Here is a 14,584-nt window from a genome sequence, read left to right on the forward strand (position 1 = left end):
TGCTGAGGGGGTGAGCTGATGGCCAAGGACGGGCCCGGTGGGGAGAAGACCGAGGCACCTACTCCCAAGAAGCTCAAGGACGCCCGCAAGGAAGGGCAGATCCCACGGACCCAGGAGCTGGGCACGTGGGCCGGCATCGCGACCGCGAGCTTCCTCATGCCGATGCTGGTCGGCAACGCCTACGACGCGGTGGGCGAACTGTTCCTCCAGATCGGCGCGACGACCGACGACCCGCAGCCGGAGCGGGTGACCGGCCTGCTCGGGCAGGCGCTGTCGACGTTCCTCTCCACGCTGCTGCCGGCCGCCGTGGCGCTGATGGTCGTGGGGCTCGTCGCCTCCGCGGCGCAGGGCGGGGTCACGGTCTCGGCCAAGGGCATCAAGCCCACGCTGAAGAAGCTCAACCCCTTCCCGGGGATCAAGCGGATGTTCGGCACGCAGGGCATCTGGGAGGCGGCCAAGGCGGTCATCAAGACGGTGGCCCTGCTGGTCGTCGTGATCGTGACCAGCGACCGCGCGCAGGAACTCGTCTCCGCCGCCGGCGCCCTGCCGATCTCGGCGATCGTCGCGACGTTCACCGAGTCCGCCGTGCTCATGCTCCGGGTCGTCGCCGTCACCGGCCTGATCATCGCCATCGCCGACTACGTCATCGTCCGCAGGAAGATGATGAAGCAGCTCAAGATGAGCCGCTACGAGATCGAGCAGGAGCACAAGCAGTCCGAGGGCGACCCGCACGTCAAGGGGCAGCGGCGCGCGACGGCGCTGGCGATGTCGCGCAACCGGATGATGGCCGAGGTCGCCGAGGCCGACGTCCTGCTGGTCAACCCCACCCACGTCGCCGTGGCGCTGAAGTACGACCCCGAGAAGGGCGCCCCCCGGGTGGTGGCCAAGGGGGCGGACCTGATGGCCGCGAAGCTGCGCGAGCGCGCCGCCGAGGCCCGAGTGCCGATGGTGCAGGACATCCCGCTGGCGCGGGCGCTGCACGCCTCGTGCGAGGTCGGCCAGGAGGTGCCGCCGCAGCTGTTCACCGCGGTGGCCCGGGTGCTGGCCTTCGTCATGCAGCTGGGCACCCGCGGGGTCCGCGGCGGGTTCCACCGGCCCGGCTTCGAGGCCCCCGACCTCGAGGGCCTGCCGGTGGCCGGTCGCAGGAGGTTGCCCGCGGCGTCCTGACCCGTCCCGACCCGCAGCGCAGGCGCCCCTCCGGGAGGCGGCTGTGCCGATCCCGCACGCCCGTGGCCGCCGGGGCGGCTGGGACGGATGAGCCGAACGCGGGTGCCGGCTCGAGTTGAACTGCCGATTCATCTGTCGTGAAGGGCATGAGCAAGGCCGCCGTCCCCATCGGCGTGGTCGCCATCGTGCTCATGCTGGTGGTGCCGCTGCCGGCCGCGGTGCTCGACGTCCTGCTGGGCTTCAACATCACCTGCTCGCTGCTGATCCTGCTCGTGGCGATGCAGATCCGGAAGCCGCTGGACTTCGCCGTCTTCCCGGCGCTCATCCTCATCGCCACGCTGTTCCGGCTGGCGCTGAACGTCTCCTCGACCCGGCTGGTGCTCACCGACGGCTTCGCCGGCAAGGTGATCGAGGCCTTCGGGCACTTCGTCATCGGCGGCTCGCTGATCGTCGGCCTCGTGATCTTCGTGATCCTGACGATCATCCAGTTCGTGGTCATCACCAACGGTGCCGGCCGCGTCGCCGAGGTCGGCGCCCGCTTCACCCTCGACGCCATGCCCGGCAAGCAGATGGCGATCGACGCCGACCTCAACGCCGGCCTGATCAACGAGAACCAGGCCCGCAGGCGCCGGGCCGAGGTCACCGCCGAGGCCGACTTCTACGGCTCGATGGACGGTGCGTCGAAGTTCGTCAAGGGCGACGCGATCGCGGCCATCATCATCACGCTGATCAACCTGCTCGGTGGCTTCGCGATCGGCATCATGCAGAACGGCATGGCACCGGGCGAGGCCGTCGAGGTCTACTCGCTGCTCACCGTGGGCGACGGCCTGGTGTCCCAGATCCCGGCCCTGCTGCTCTCCACCGCGACCGGCATCATCGTCACCCGGTCGGCCACCGAGGGCGACATGGGCACCGACCTGCTCGCCCAGCTGGGCCGCTTCAAGCAGCCGGTGCGCATCGCCGGCGGCGCGGCGATCGCGCTCTGCCTGATCCCCGGGATCCCGGTGCTGCCGTTCCTCATCATCGGTGGGCTGTTCCTGGTCATGGCGTCCCGGATGAAGGAGTTCGTCCCGGAGGACGACGACGCCGAGGTGGCCGCGCCCGGCGAGGACGAGCCGCGGCCGGACTCCCCCGAGGCCATCGCCGAGAAGATGCGGGTCGACCCGCTCGAGCTCGAGGTCGCCTACGACCTGGTCGACCTCGTCGACTCCAGCCGCGGCGGCGACCTGCTGGACCGGGTCAAGGCGCTGCGCCGGAAGGTCGCCATGGAGACCGGCCTGGTCATCCCGCTGGTGCGCACCCGCGACAACCTGGACCTGCCCGCCTCCCAGTACGTGATCTGGCTCAACGGCGTCCCCGCCGCCAAGGGCAGCTCGCCCGCCGGCACCGTCCTCGCCATCGGCGACGGCCTCGAGGGCCTGCCCGGTCGCGCGACCCGTGAGCCGGTGTTCGGCCTGGCCGCGAAGTGGGTCCCGATCGAGCTTCAGCGGCAGGCCGAGATGGCCGGCGCCACCGTCGTCGACCGCTCCTCGGTCATCACCACCCACCTGGCCGAGGTCGTGCGGCAGAACGCCGCCGAGCTGCTGGGCCGGGAGGACGTCAAGCTGCTGGTCGAGATGGTCAAGCGGACCCACCCGATCGTCGTCGAGGAGCTCACCCCCTCGCTGCTCACGCTCGGGGAGATCCAGCGGGTGCTGCACGCGCTGCTGGCGGAGAACGTCTCCATCCGCGACCTGGTGCGCATCTTCGAGGCGCTGTCGGTGCGGGCGAAGACCTCCACCGACGTCGACGGCCTGGTCGAGGCGGTGCGGGCCTCGCTCGGCGCCGCGATCAGCCACCCCTACGTCACCCCCGACGAGCGCCTGCACGTGCTGACGCTGGACCCCGGCTTCGAGCAGCGACTGCTCGAGTCGGTCCGGCAGAGCGACGGCGGTCAGGTGCTGGCGCTGGACGCCGGCTCCGTGGACGCGCTCGTCACCGGTTGTTCCGGACACCTGGAAGAGGCCGAACGTCACGGCTTCGCCCCGGTGCTCGTGTGCTCTCCCCAGGTGCGGGCGGCCCTGTCCCGCCTGATGCGCCAGGTCCTGCCCCGGCTGCCGGTGATCTCCTACTCGGAGGTCTCCCGGACGGCCCAGATCGAGTCACTGGGAGTGGTGAACGGTGCCGTTGCCATCCGTTGAGGCGACCACGCGTGACGGCGCCATCGCCGCCGCGCGGGAGAAGTACGGCTCGTCGGCCCGGGTCGTCGCCGTGCGCAAGACGCGCAGTGGCGGGGTCATGGGCTTCTTCGCGAGCGAGCGCTACATCGCCGAGGTCGAGGAGGTGCAGCCGCGCCGTCGCGAGCCCGCGCCGCTGTCGGACTCCCGCCGCCGGATCGAGGCCGCGCTGAGCCGCGACGACCGGTTCGACGACGACGCGCCCGCCACGCCCGCGCGCCGCGAGCCGGCCGCCCGGCACGCTGCCGCCCGGCCCGTGACGGCCCGCGCCGCCGCGCTCGACCCGGTCGACGAGCTCGCCGGGCTGCTCGGCCACGGCGGGGGCGAGGCGCCCGAGGTCGGCACCTACTCGCGGGCCGGCTTCTCCCGGGCCGCGGCCGCCAACCGCCCGGGAGCGGCACCCGCAGCGGCCCCGGCCACCTGGTCGACCCCGGCTGCCGCCCCGCGCACCCCGGCTGCCGCCCGCACCGGTGCGGCCCCCACGGCCCGGGCCGCCGCGCCGCAGCGCAGCCGGGCCGGTGCCGCGGCGCGTCCCCCGGCCACCCCCCTGACCGACGACGTCCCCCTCGACGAGCCCGCCGGCCCGTCGCTGTTCACCGCCGCGCTGGCGCAGGTGGTGAGCGACGACTCCGAGGTCCGCGCGGCCGTGGAGGAGGCCGTGGCGACCGCGGCGCCGCACCTCCGTCCCGGACCGGCCGCGGCCGGCTCCCCAGCTTCCGGCCGTGGCGCCGCTCCCGCGCGTCCCCGCCGCAAGCCCGGTGCGCCGTCCGCCGGGTCGGCGCCCGCCGCGGGTGCCGGTCTGGCCGCAGCACTGGCCGCGGTCGAGCGGGCCGCCGCCGACCGGGCCGTCGCCGAGCGAGTCGCGGCCGAGCGCGCCGAGGCGACCCGGATGGCCGCCGAGCAGGAGGCCGCCCGCATCGCCGCCCGGCGCGAGGCCACCCGCCTCGCCCGGCAGCGTGCCGCCGCGGAGCAGGCAGCCGCGGAGGAGGCCGCGCGCCTCGCTGCCGAGCAGGCAGCGGCCGAGGAGGCCGCGCGCCTGGCCGCCGAGCAGGCAGCGGCCGAGGAGGCCGCGCGCCTGGCCGCCGAGCAGGCCACCGCGGAAGAGGCCGCGCGCCTGGCCGCCGCGGAAGAGGCCGCGCGCCTCGCCGCCGAGCAGGAGGCCGCGCGCCTCGCCGCCGAGCAGGAGGCCGCGCGCCTGGCCGCGGAGCAGGCCGCCGCCGAGGCGGCCCGGATCGCCGCCGAGCAGGAGGCAGCCCGCCGCGCTGCCGAGGAGGCCGCCGCCGCGGAGTCCGCCCGCGTCGCGGCCGAGCAGGAGGCAGCCCGCATCGCCGCCGCGCAGGCCGCCGAGGCCGCCCGGATCGCCGCCGAGCGGCAGGCCGCCGAGCACGAGGCCGCCCGCCGCGCTGCCGAGCAGGCCGCCGCCGCGGAGTCCGCCCGCGTCGCTGCCGAGCAGGAGGCCGCGCGCGCCGCAGCCGCGCAGGCCGCCGAGGCCACCCGGATCGCCGCCGAGCGGCAGGCCGCGCGCCTGGCCGCCGAGCGGGAGGCCGCGCGCATGCTCGCCGAGCAGGCCGTGGCCGCGGAGTCCGCGCGGGTCGCGGCCGAGCGCGAGGCGTTCCGCACGGCCGAGCCGATCACCGTCGAGTTCGCGATCCCGATGGAGGACGCCGGCGTTCCGGCGTGGCTGTCGGAGCCCGTGCTCGACGGCCCGGCGAGCGTGCGCGAGGAGGCGGTGGCCGAAGTGCTGCGCGCGGCACTGGCGCACGACACCTCCGAGGACCTCCTCACCGACATCCTCCGCGGCGTGCTGTCCAACGCCTCCCAGCGCCCGGCGCTCGGGGCCGGCACCGGGGAGCAGCAGACCTGGGTCGACGGCGCCGCCGAGGCCGACGAGTGGGAGGTCGTGGCCGACGTCCTCGCGCCCACGGCGAGCGACCCCGCCCCCCTGCCGATGGACGCCACCGCGATCCTGCCGCCGCTGTCCCTCCTCCCCCCGCGCAGCCCCGGCTCGCAGCTGGCGATCCCGCCGCTGCTCGGCGGTCGGCCGCCGGTCCCCCCGCCGCGGCGCCGTCCGGCGGTGCCCGAGCAGTCGGTCGCCCGCGTGGCGTCCTCGCGCGCGCCGCAGGGCCTGGCCACCGTCACCCCGCTGCCGGTGCCCCGCGCCGGCGCGTGGCAGGGCGGCAGCCCCGTCGTCGTCACCTCGGTCCGCGAGCGGTCCGGCGGCCTGGTGCCGGCCGGCGGCATGGTCGACCCGCGCATGATCGAGGCCGTGGGCGTCGTGAACCGGCTGCGGGCGCTCGGCCTGCCGGAGGCGCTGCTCGGCGGCGGCTTCGCGGCCGACATCGCGGCCACCGGCACCTACGCCGCACTCACCCGGGTCCTGGCCAAGCTGCCGGCGGCGCCGTCGGTGCCCAGCGGTCCCGGCGAGGTGCTGCTCGTGGTCGGCCCCGGCGCGGAGACCCTCGCGGCCGCGCGCTCGCTCGCCGCGGGACTCCGCCTGGACTCCGACCGCCTGCAGTGGGCCAGCCGGGGCGACCTGGCGAACCTGGTCCCGCACGCCTCCCGCATCGCGTCGGTGGACACGGCCCTGGAGCGCAAGCAGGAGGCGGCGCAGGCGGGCGAGATGACCGTCGTCGCCGTCGACGCGCCGCTGCGCTCGGGCGGGCGCACCTGGCTCGAGCAGATGCTGGCCATCTGGGCGCCGTCGGCCGTGTGGGCCGTCGTCGAGGCCACCCGCAAGGCCGACGACCTCGGCCCGTGGCTGGAGGCCCTCCCCCGGGTCGACGCCCTGATGGTCCAGGACACCGACCTGACCGCCGACCCGGCCGCGGTGCTCGCCCGCGCAGCCGCACCCGTCGCGCTGCTGGACGGCGCCCGGGCCACCGCGCACCGCTGGGCCTCGCTGCTCTGTGAGCGACTGGAGGCCGGCGAGGCATGAACCCGCTGCGCTGGGAGGTCCTCGGGCTCGCGTTCGTGCTGGCCCTGCCGGTGCTCGCCATGGGGTTGCGTGGCGACCTGACGCTCGACGACGTCGTCGCGCGCCTGCCGTGGTGCCTGGCCGCGGCGTGGGCGGCGGTCGCGCTGCTCACCTACGTCGCCCGCCCGCGGACGACGCCGACCCCCCGCGGCAGCGGTCTCGACGACGCGCGGGCCCCGTCGGACCCGGAGCCGGCACCGGCCCCCTGACCGCCCGCTCCCGCACTCCTGCGGTGTTGCTCGTGCGGGGTGTCGGCGACGTCCGGCGTGCTATTGCGGGTGTTCCTCGTCCGTCGCGGGTCCTGCAGGACCCGCCTTGCACGAGGAACACCCGCAATGCCGCCGTCCACAGGCGGCCCGGCCGTCCACGGGACGCGGGCGAGGTGCAGCGCAGCCCTCCGGGCACTCCACCCTCGCCTCATGGATCTCTGGCAGGACCGTGAGCTGCTCCTCCGCCGCGACCTGGTCGCCGATGGCTGGTCGGACGACGAGCTGGCCCGCTGTTACCGCACCGGGGAGTTGTCGCGCATCCGACGCGGCGCCTACGTGCCCGGCTCGGCCCCGCTCGAGCCGGCCACGCGGTACCGGCGCCTGATCACGAGCACCGTTGCGGGCCTCCGCCGCGACGCGGTCGTCAGCCACCAGTCCGCGGCACTCCTGCACGGCTTTCCCCTGTGGCGGGCCCCCCTGGACCGAGTGCACGTGACTCGACGTCCGCCGGCGTCCACCGACCGCAGTTCCGTCCTGCACGTCCACGTGGCCGCCTACCGCGACGAGGAAGTCCACCTGCTCGACGGTCTCCTGGTGACCGATCCGGTCCGGACGGCGCTGGACCTCGCGCGGACGCAGTCCTTCGAGACCGCGGTCGTCGCGCTGGACGCCGGCCTGCGCACGACGCTGCTCCAGGCGGCGCTGGTCCAGCAGCGGCTCGACGAGATCGGTGGCCTGCGCGGCAGCAGGGCCGCCGCGCGAGCGGTCGCCGCATCCGACCGGCGGAGCGGGAGCGTGGGTGAGACCCGCAGCCGCCTGCTCCTCCAGCGTCTGGGGCTGGCGCCGACCGGCCTGCAGTACTCCGTTCTCGGGGCCGGCGGCACGCCCATCGGCTGGACGGATTTCGTATGGGAGGGCCACCGCCGGCTCGGCGAGTTCGACGGGAAGGTGAAGTACGGGCGTCTGCTGCGACCGGGACAGCAGCCGGGTGACGCGGTGTTCGACGAGAAGCGCCGCGAGGACGCGATGCGCGACGAGGGCTTCGGGATGACCCGCTGGACCTGGTCGGAGATCGACGCGCGCATCCTCGGTCCGCGGATCCGCCGGGCCATGGACCGCTGCCCGCGGTGACCGGGCACAGGGCCGGCGCATTGCGGGTCTTCCTCGGCTGTTGGCAGTTCTGCAGGACCGCCGAGGCACGAGAAGAACCCGCAATGCCGCGCGGACGGCGGGCGCGGCCGCGTCACCCGGGGCGACGCGGCCACGGCCGTCAGAGCGGGAGGTCCTCCAGCATCTCGGTGACCAGCGCGGCGATCGGCGAGCGCTCGGACCGGGTCAGCGTCACGTGCGCGAACAGCGGGTGGCCCTTGAGGGCCTCGATGACGGCGGCGATGCCGTCGTGCCGGCCGACGCGGAGGTTGTCCCGCTGGGCGACGTCGTGGGTGAGCACCACCCGCGAGCCCGAGCCCAGCCGCGACAGCACGGTGAGCAGCACGCCCCGCTCCAGGGACTGTGCCTCGTCCACGATCACGAACGCGTCGTGCAGCGAGCGGCCGCGGATGTGGGTGAGCGGCAGGACCTCGATGAGGTCGCGGGCGGCGATCTCCTCGGTCACCTCGCGCGAGACCAGCGCGCCGAGGGTGTCGTAGACCGCCTGGGCCCAGGGCGACATCTTCTCGCCCTCGCTGCCGGGCAGGTAGCCGAGCTCCTGCCCGCCGACGGCGTACAGCGGCCGGAAGATCACGACCTTCTTGTGCGCCCGCCGCTCCATCACCGACTCCAGCCCCGCACACAGGGCCAGCGCCGACTTGCCGGTGCCGGCCCGGCCGCCGAGGGAGACGATGCCGATCTCCGGGTCGAGCAGCAGGTCCAGGGCGACCCGCTGCTCGGCGGACCGCCCGTGCAGGCCGAACGCCTCGCGGTCGCCGCGCACCAGCCGCACCTGCTTGTCGGGGGTGACCCGCCCGAGCGCCGATCCGCGGGAGGAGAGCAGCACCAGGCCGGTGTGCGAGGGGAGCTCGGCCGCGGCCGGGACGTAGGTCTCCCCCGCGTCGTAGAGCGCGTCGAGTTCGACGTCGTCCAGCGAGAGCTCGGCCATCCCGGTCCAGCCCGCGTCGACGGCGTCGACCACCCGGTACTCGTCGGTGTCCAGGCCGACGGCGGCCGCCTTGACCCGGAGCGGGACGTCCTTGGTGATCAGGCAGACGTCGCGCCCCTCGGCCCGCAGGTTCAGCGCGACGACCATGATCCGGCTGTCGTTGCTGTCGTTGCGGAAACCGGCCGGGAGCACCGACGGGTCGCTGTGGTTGAGCTCGACGTGCAGCGTGCCGCCCTCGTCGCCGATCGGCACGGGCGCGTCGAGCCGGCCGTGGGCGACGCGCAGGTCGTCGAGGATGCGCAGGGCCTGCCGTGCGAACCACCCCAGTTCCGGGTGGTGCCGCTTGTCCTCCAGCTCCCCGATGACGACCAGCGGGAGCACCACGTCCGAGTCGCCGAACCGGCGCAGCGCGCCGGGGTCGGAGAGCAGGACGGAGGTGTCGAGGACGAAGGTGCGACGAGTGGTCATGCGTCGACTCCCGTGGGGTGCGGCCTCATGGCAAGGCGCACCCCGGCTCGATGGCGGCCGGGCCCCGGCACAGAGGCCGGGCACCGGCCCCCCTGGTCGACGAACTCGTCAGCACCAACCGGGCCTCCCGTGGGCGGCGGGGGAATCCCCGTCGTCCATCCCGGACGCTAGGCCCGGCAGGTGACAGGAAGATGTCGCCCGGGCCACGTGTCCCTCGAACGGAGCACCAGCCGTACCACCCGCCCCAGGCGGCCGTCAGCCGTTCTCCCGCCGGAACCGGCGCACGCCGAAGACCCACCCGAGGACCACGAGGACGACGGTCAGCCCGACCCCCCACCACGCCGCAGCGCTGGTGTACTCGCCGTCGAAGAACGCCCGCGCGCCCTCGACGATGTGCTTGAACGGGTTGACGTCGCTGACGCCCTGGAGCCAGCCCGGCGCCAGGCTCATCGGCAGCAGGATCCCCGACAGCAGGAGCACCGGGAAGACGACGGCGTTGAGCAGCGGCGCGAACGCGTCCTCGCTCTTGAGGGTCAGCGCCAGCGCGTAGGAGACGGCCGACAGCGCCGCGCCGAGCATCGCCACCAGCAGGAGCGTCAGGACGACGCCGGCCACGGGGGCGCGCAGCCCGAACAGCAGCGAGACGAGGATCAGCAGCGTGCCCTGCACCAGCAGGACGAGGACGTCGCGGAGCACCCGGCCCAGCAGCAGCGCCGTCCGGCTGGCCGGCGTGACGCGCTGGCTCTCCACCACGCCGGCCCGCCACTCCGCGATCAGCGCGAAGCCGACGAACAGCGCACCGAACAGGCCCAGCTGCACGAGGATCCCGGGGACGAACAGCTGGTAGGCGTTGCCCGAGCCCAGCCGGCCGGCCAGCGGCTCGAGCAGCGGGCCGAACAGCACGATGTAGAGCACCGGCTGCATCAGGCCGATGGCCACCCACGCCGGGTTGCGCAGCGACAGCCGCATCGCGCGGGAGAAGACGGTCCAGGTGTCGCGGGCCAGGGCGCTCACCCGGGTGCCGGCGCGGTGGCGGGCGAGGCCCCCTCCCCGCGCCCGGCTTCCGGTGTTCACGAGGGCACCACCTCGGGGGTCGGCGCGTCGTCGGGCGAGGTGCCCTCCTCGCGCAGCGAGCGGCCGGTCAGGCCGAGGAAGACGTCGTCGAGGCTGGGCCGGCGGCTCTCCACGCCGGCGATCCCGATGCCCGCGGCGTCCAGCCCGCGGACCAGGTCGACCAGCGCCGGCCCCCCGGCCGGCACGCGGCCGATCACGCGTGCGCCGTCGACCTGCGCCGGCTCGGCGCCGGGCAGGTCCCCGACCAGCCTGGCCGCGTCGCCGGCCCGGGCGGGGTCGGCGACGGTGACGGTGAGGACGTCGCCGCCGACCTTGGACTTGAGCTGGTCCGGGGTGCCCTCGGCGACGATCGCGCCCCGGTCGATCACGAGGATCCGGTCGCACAGGGCGTCGGCCTCGTCGAGGTAGTGGGTGGTGAGGAAGACCGTCGTCCCACGGTCCTCGCGCAGGGACCGGATGTGCCCCCACAGGTTGGCCCTGGCCTGCGGGTCCAGGCCGGTGGTGGGCTCGTCGAGGAAGACCAGGCCGGGGTCGTGCACGAGGCCCATCGCGATGTCCAGCCGGCGGCGCTGACCGCCCGACATGTCCTTCGGCTGGCGCTCCCACAGACCGTCCAGGTCGAGGTCGGAGAACAGCTGCCGCCCCCGGACGACGGCGTCGGCGGTGCGCACCCCGTACAGCCGGGCGTGGTCGACGACCTCCTCCCCGGCGCGCGCCTCGGGCGCGGTGGAGCCGCTCTGCGAGACGTAGCCGATCCGCCGGCGCACCCCGACCGGATCGGCGATCAGGTCGCAGCCGGCCACGGTCGCCGTGCCCGCCGAGGGGGTGAGCAGCGTGGTGAGCATGCGCAGCGTCGTCGTCTTGCCGGCGCCGTTGGGTCCGAGGAAGCCGACGATCTCACCGGCGTCCACGTCGAGGTCGACGCCGGTGACGGCCTGGACCTCCTGCTTCCTCTTCCGGAACGTGCGGGCCAGCCCGCGAGCGTGGATCACCGGGGCAGTGTTCCGGTCACCGGGCGGACGTCCAAGACGATTCGGCTCCGCGCCCGGCGGGGTCAGCGCTCCCCGGGGTGTCGGCCGGGGGGCAGCGGAGGCAGGGTCGGCGCCTCCCGGGTGGCCGGATGACCGTCATAGCGGTCCGGGGGTGCGGCGCGCGGGTCGTAGCCGCCCGGGGGCGCCGCGCGCGGGTCGTCGGCACGGGCGGACGGGCGGACGGCGCCCCGCCGCGGCCGCGCGGCCAGCATCGCCCAGCCCAGGGGTACGACGAACACCGGCCACTGCAGCGTCAGGTCGCCGACCCAGAGGATGCCGGCGAGCAGCAGCACGGCGAGGCAGCCCGCCGTCCAGAGGCCGAGCAGTCGGGCCTCGCCGGGGCTGCGCCGCATCCCGTACCTCAGGCCGCCGGCAGCTCGCCGGCGACGACGGCCGGGGTCAGCGGCTCGTCGAGCAGGCGCAGGAACCGGTCGGCCGCCGCCTGCCCGGCGGGGGCGGCGGCCAGCCAGCGGGAGAGCAGGTCGAACCCCTCCACGTAGGTGGTGATGTAGGCGCGCCACAGCGGGTGGGTGAGGAAGCGCAACTGCTGCCGCGCCCGGTCCTCGCCGACCAGCGACCACCGCTGCAGGTGGGCGACCACCTCGTCGGGGTCGGCGCCGCGGTCGTGCAGCAGGATCGCGGCGTCCTGCCGGACCCGGTTGAGGGGCGCTGCCGCAGCGGAGATCCGCTCGGCGAGGACGCCGTCGAACCGCAGGCCCAGGTCGTCGAGCACCTCGGCCGCCCACGCCCCCCACCCGTCGCCGACCGAGGCCTGGACCCCGAGGTCGGCCAGCCCCTCGGCCATGAGGCACTCGGGGGTGTTGACCAGGAAGATCGTGTGCTCGACCCGGCCGGAGCGCTCGACCAGGCCCTGCTCCTTGCGGCAGTGCTCGGTGTGGTGGCCGGGGTAGGACTCGTGCGCCACCAGGTGCGGCAGCTGGCTCAGCCGGTGCGGCAGGTCGGCGTTGATGGCCACGCGGGAACGGTAGGCGCCCTCGTAGTAGTTGAACCCCGACCACGGCTTGTCGGTGACGACCTCGTACCGCACGGTCTCGGCCTCGGGCAGGCCGTAGCCGGCGCGCACCCGGTCGCGCAGCGCGCTGGACAGCGCCTGGACCGCGACCTCGAGCCGCTGCGGCGGGCACTCCTCGCGGCGCCGGTGGCGGGCGTACCGCTCGGCGAGCGAGCCCTCGCCGGGCAGCAGTTCCGCCAGCTCGGCGTGCGCGGCCGCGTAGTCGTCGGGGTCGCCCAGGGCCACGTCCACCTGGAAGTAGCTGCGCACCTCGTCGCGGAAGGCGACCGGCTCGCCGCTCATCTTCCGCGCGCTGCACTCCAGGCCGGTCAGCTGGCCGCGCAGGAACTCGGTGCGGTCGGGCGGCAGGCCGGCGGAGTCCAGCTCGGCCAGCAGCGCCCGCGCCCGGTCGCGCAGCCCGCGCGGGGTGGGGGCCGGCTCGTCCTGCACCGCGGCCCGGACCCGCGGGTCGCCGCTGTAGGCGTCGACGAAGCCGCTCTCCAGCCGGTCGAACCGCAGGCCCAGCCGCACGTACTCGAGGGCGAGGTCGGCCTGCGCGCTGCTCATGGACGCGAGTCTCGCAGGACCCCCGGCCGGCGTCGTGCCCATGCTGCTACCCGCCGTAGCGGCGGTGCCGGGCCGAGTAGGCGCGCAGCGCCCGGAGGAAGTCCACGCGCCGGAACTCCGGCCAGTAGACGTCGGTGAAGTAGAACTCCGAGTGCGCGGTCTGCCACAGCAGGAAGCCCGACAGCCGCTGCTCGCCGCTGGTGCGGATCACCAGGTCGGGGTCGGGCTGGCCCCGGGTGTAGAGGTGCTCGGCGATGTGGTCGACGTCGAGGATCTCGACCAGCTCCTCCAGCGACGTCCCGCGGGCGGCCTGCTCGGCGAGCAGCGAGCGGACGGCGTCGGCGATCTCGCGGCGCCCCCCGTAGCCGACGGCCAGGTTCACCGTGGCCCCCGGGCGGTCGCGGGTGTTCTCCTCGGCCTGCTTGAGGACGGCGACCGTCTCGGCCGGCAACAGCTCCAGCGCGCCCACCGGCCGCAGCTGCCAGCGTCGGTCGGCCGCCGACAGGTCCTCCGCGACGCCCTCGATGATCCGCAGCAGCGGGAACAGCTCGGGCTCGGGCCGGGAGAGGTTGTCGGTGGAGAGCAGGAAGAGAGTGACGACCTCGACGCCGGCCTCGTCGCACCAGCCGAGCAGCGAGGCGATCCGGTCGGCGCCGCGGCGGTGGCCGGCGTTCGGGTCCTCCAGGCCGATGGAGCGCGCCCAGCGGCGGTTCCCGTCGACGATCACGCCCACGTGCCGGGGGGTGTCGGCTCCTACCAGGCCGCGGGCCAGCCTGCGCTCGTAGACCTGGGTGAGCAGGTCGCGCACGAACTGACGCACCCCCACGCACGTCACCCTAGGCCCCTCGGCACGGCGCCGTGCGGCACCCGATCCCGTGCCGCGGCCACCCCGCCGGCTGCCGGGCAGCTCACAGGCGGCGTACGGCTACGGCGCCGTAACCTCGGTCCATGAGCCGCGCGCCGGAGGAACGGGACGAGGTCCGGGTCGAGGTCGAGGACGGCGCCGAGCTCGAGGGACCGCGCACCCAGGCCCTCACGGCCGTCCGCGAGGAGGGCGAGCGGGTCGAGCGCGCCTGGACCTCCGCCGACTTCGGGGACGACGGCGACTGGGAGCATCCCGACACCCGCCCGCGGATGCGCGGCTGGCTGCACCTGTTCGCGTTCTTCGGCGCGGTCGTCGCCGGCGCCGTCCTCGTTCCGCTGGCCTCCGTGCAGGGCGCCCGGGCCGGGTTCGCGGTCGCCGTCTACTGCGCGACCATCTGCGGGCTGTTCGGGATCAGCGCGCTCTACCACCGCCGCCGCTGGTCACCCCGCGGCTGGAAGATCATGAAGCGGCTCGACCACTCGATGATCTTCCTGTTCATCGCGGGCACCTACACGCCGTTCGCCCTGCTCGCGGTCGACCAGCCGACCGGCTACTGGATCCTGCTGCTCGTCTGGGCCGGGGCGCTGGCGGGTGTGTCGCTCAAGATGAGCTGGCCGACCGCTCCCCGCTGGCTCGGGGTGCCGCTCTACATCGGGCTGGGCTGGGTCGCCGTCTTCATCCTCACCGACATCCTGCACATCGCGGGTGTGGCGTCGCTGGTCCTGCTCGCGGTCGGCGGCGTGCTCTACACGATCGGCGGCGTCGCCTACGGCATCAAGAAGCCCAATCCGTGGCCCGGCGTCTTCGGCTACCACGAGGTCTTCCACGCGATGACGATCGTGGCGGCGATCTGCCACTACATCGCCGTGTACTTCGCGATCTACAACTCGCCGTTCCTCTGAG

At 74.8% G+C, this 14,584-nt stretch carries 12 protein-coding genes; 6 read left to right on the forward strand and 6 right to left on the reverse strand.

Annotated elements, in window-relative coordinates:
* Positions 1-18: 18 nt before the first annotated feature.
* The 5 genes from BMY88_RS08650 (at position 19) to BMY88_RS08670 (ending at position 7,697) form a co-directional block, all read left to right on the forward strand.
* Positions 19-1,167, forward strand: a complete 1,149-nt coding sequence (locus BMY88_RS08650) for an EscU/YscU/HrcU family type III secretion system export apparatus switch protein (RefSeq protein ID WP_091942168.1) — start codon at positions 19-21, stop codon at positions 1,165-1,167.
* 146 nt (positions 1,168-1,313) lie between these two features.
* Entirely contained in the window at positions 1,314-3,347 is a 2,034-nt protein-coding gene (gene flhA / locus BMY88_RS08655; RefSeq protein ID WP_091942370.1) for a flagellar biosynthesis protein FlhA, read from the forward strand.
* Complete coding sequence (locus tag BMY88_RS23785) at positions 3,334-6,318, forward strand: hypothetical protein (protein ID WP_170861020.1); 2,985 nt, start codon at positions 3,334-3,336, stop codon at positions 6,316-6,318. The genes flhA and BMY88_RS23785 overlap by 14 nt, the downstream gene beginning before the upstream one ends.
* The gene (locus tag BMY88_RS08665; RefSeq protein WP_091942171.1) at positions 6,315-6,566 is read left to right on the forward strand and encodes a hypothetical protein; all 252 of its coding nucleotides are present in this window, start codon (positions 6,315-6,317) and stop codon (positions 6,564-6,566) included. Before BMY88_RS23785 ends, BMY88_RS08665 begins: the two co-directional genes overlap by 4 nt.
* Before the next feature lie 210 nt (positions 6,567-6,776).
* Positions 6,777-7,697, forward strand: coding sequence for a hypothetical protein (locus tag BMY88_RS08670; protein ID WP_091942173.1), 921 nt, complete (start codon positions 6,777-6,779; stop codon positions 7,695-7,697).
* Between the two features lie 139 nt (positions 7,698-7,836).
* Here BMY88_RS08670 and phoH2 read toward each other — a convergent pair whose 3' ends face one another.
* The 6 genes from phoH2 to BMY88_RS08700 all read right to left on the reverse strand — a co-directional run bounded on the left by phoH2 (position 7,837) and on the right by BMY88_RS08700 (position 13,642).
* On the reverse strand, positions 7,837-9,132 hold the full coding sequence (phoH2, locus tag BMY88_RS08675; RefSeq protein ID WP_091942175.1) for an RNA 5'-3' helicase PhoH2: 1,296 nt from the start codon (positions 9,130-9,132) through the stop codon (positions 7,837-7,839).
* A gap of 255 nt (positions 9,133-9,387) precedes the next feature.
* Positions 9,388-10,206: an ABC transporter permease gene (locus BMY88_RS08680; RefSeq protein WP_244524542.1), complete on the reverse strand. Its 819-nt coding sequence runs from the start codon at positions 10,204-10,206 to the stop codon at positions 9,388-9,390.
* A complete protein-coding gene (locus BMY88_RS08685) occupies positions 10,203-11,198 on the reverse strand; it encodes an ATP-binding cassette domain-containing protein (protein ID WP_091942177.1) in 996 nt (331 codons plus the stop codon). The genes BMY88_RS08680 and BMY88_RS08685 overlap by 4 nt, the downstream gene beginning before the upstream one ends.
* 62 nt (positions 11,199-11,260) lie before the next feature.
* Positions 11,261-11,590 (reverse strand): hypothetical protein, encoded by a 330-nt coding sequence (locus tag BMY88_RS08690; protein WP_091942179.1) that lies wholly within the window; start codon positions 11,588-11,590, stop codon positions 11,261-11,263.
* 8 nt (positions 11,591-11,598) lie between these two features.
* A complete protein-coding gene (locus BMY88_RS08695; protein ID WP_091942181.1) occupies positions 11,599-12,816 on the reverse strand; it encodes a DUF885 domain-containing protein in 1,218 nt (405 codons plus the stop codon).
* A gap of 46 nt (positions 12,817-12,862) precedes the next feature.
* Positions 12,863-13,642 carry an isoprenyl transferase gene (locus BMY88_RS08700; RefSeq protein ID WP_091942183.1) on the reverse strand — a complete coding sequence of 260 codons (780 nt, stop codon included), beginning with the start codon at positions 13,640-13,642 and terminating at the stop codon, positions 12,863-12,865.
* Positions 13,643-13,764: 122 nt separating this feature from the next.
* Here BMY88_RS08700 and trhA point away from each other — a divergent pair, with 122 nt between their 5' ends.
* Positions 13,765-14,583, forward strand: coding sequence for a PAQR family membrane homeostasis protein TrhA (gene trhA, locus BMY88_RS08705; protein ID WP_091942187.1), 819 nt, complete (start codon positions 13,765-13,767; stop codon positions 14,581-14,583).
* Position 14,584: the final 1 nt, after the last annotated feature.

This window comes from Trujillonella endophytica (genome assembly GCF_900110555.1).
GTDB lineage: Bacteria > Actinomycetota > Actinomycetes > Mycobacteriales > Geodermatophilaceae > Trujillonella > Trujillonella endophytica.

Excerpts from the sequence above, each read along its gene's own strand:
- BMY88_RS08650 (WP_091942168.1), top strand. The coding sequence starts at position 19 with ATGGCCAAGGACGGGCCCGGTGGGGAGAAGACCGAGGCACCTACTCCC.
- flhA (WP_091942370.1), top strand. The coding sequence starts at position 1,314 with ATGAGCAAGGCCGCCGTCCCCATCGGCGTGGTCGCCATCGTGCTCATG.
- BMY88_RS08665 (WP_091942171.1), top strand. The coding sequence starts at position 6,315 with ATGAACCCGCTGCGCTGGGAGGTCCTCGGGCTCGCGTTCGTGCTGGCC.
- BMY88_RS08670 (WP_091942173.1), top strand. The coding sequence starts at position 6,777 with ATGGATCTCTGGCAGGACCGTGAGCTGCTCCTCCGCCGCGACCTGGTC.
- phoH2 (WP_091942175.1), bottom strand. The coding sequence starts at position 9,132 with ATGACCACTCGTCGCACCTTCGTCCTCGACACCTCCGTCCTGCTCTCC.
- BMY88_RS08690 (WP_091942179.1), bottom strand. The coding sequence starts at position 11,590 with ATGCGGCGCAGCCCCGGCGAGGCCCGACTGCTCGGCCTCTGGACGGCG.
- BMY88_RS08695 (WP_091942181.1), bottom strand. The coding sequence starts at position 12,816 with ATGAGCAGCGCGCAGGCCGACCTCGCCCTCGAGTACGTGCGGCTGGGC.
- trhA (WP_091942187.1), top strand. The coding sequence starts at position 13,765 with ATGAGCCGCGCGCCGGAGGAACGGGACGAGGTCCGGGTCGAGGTCGAG.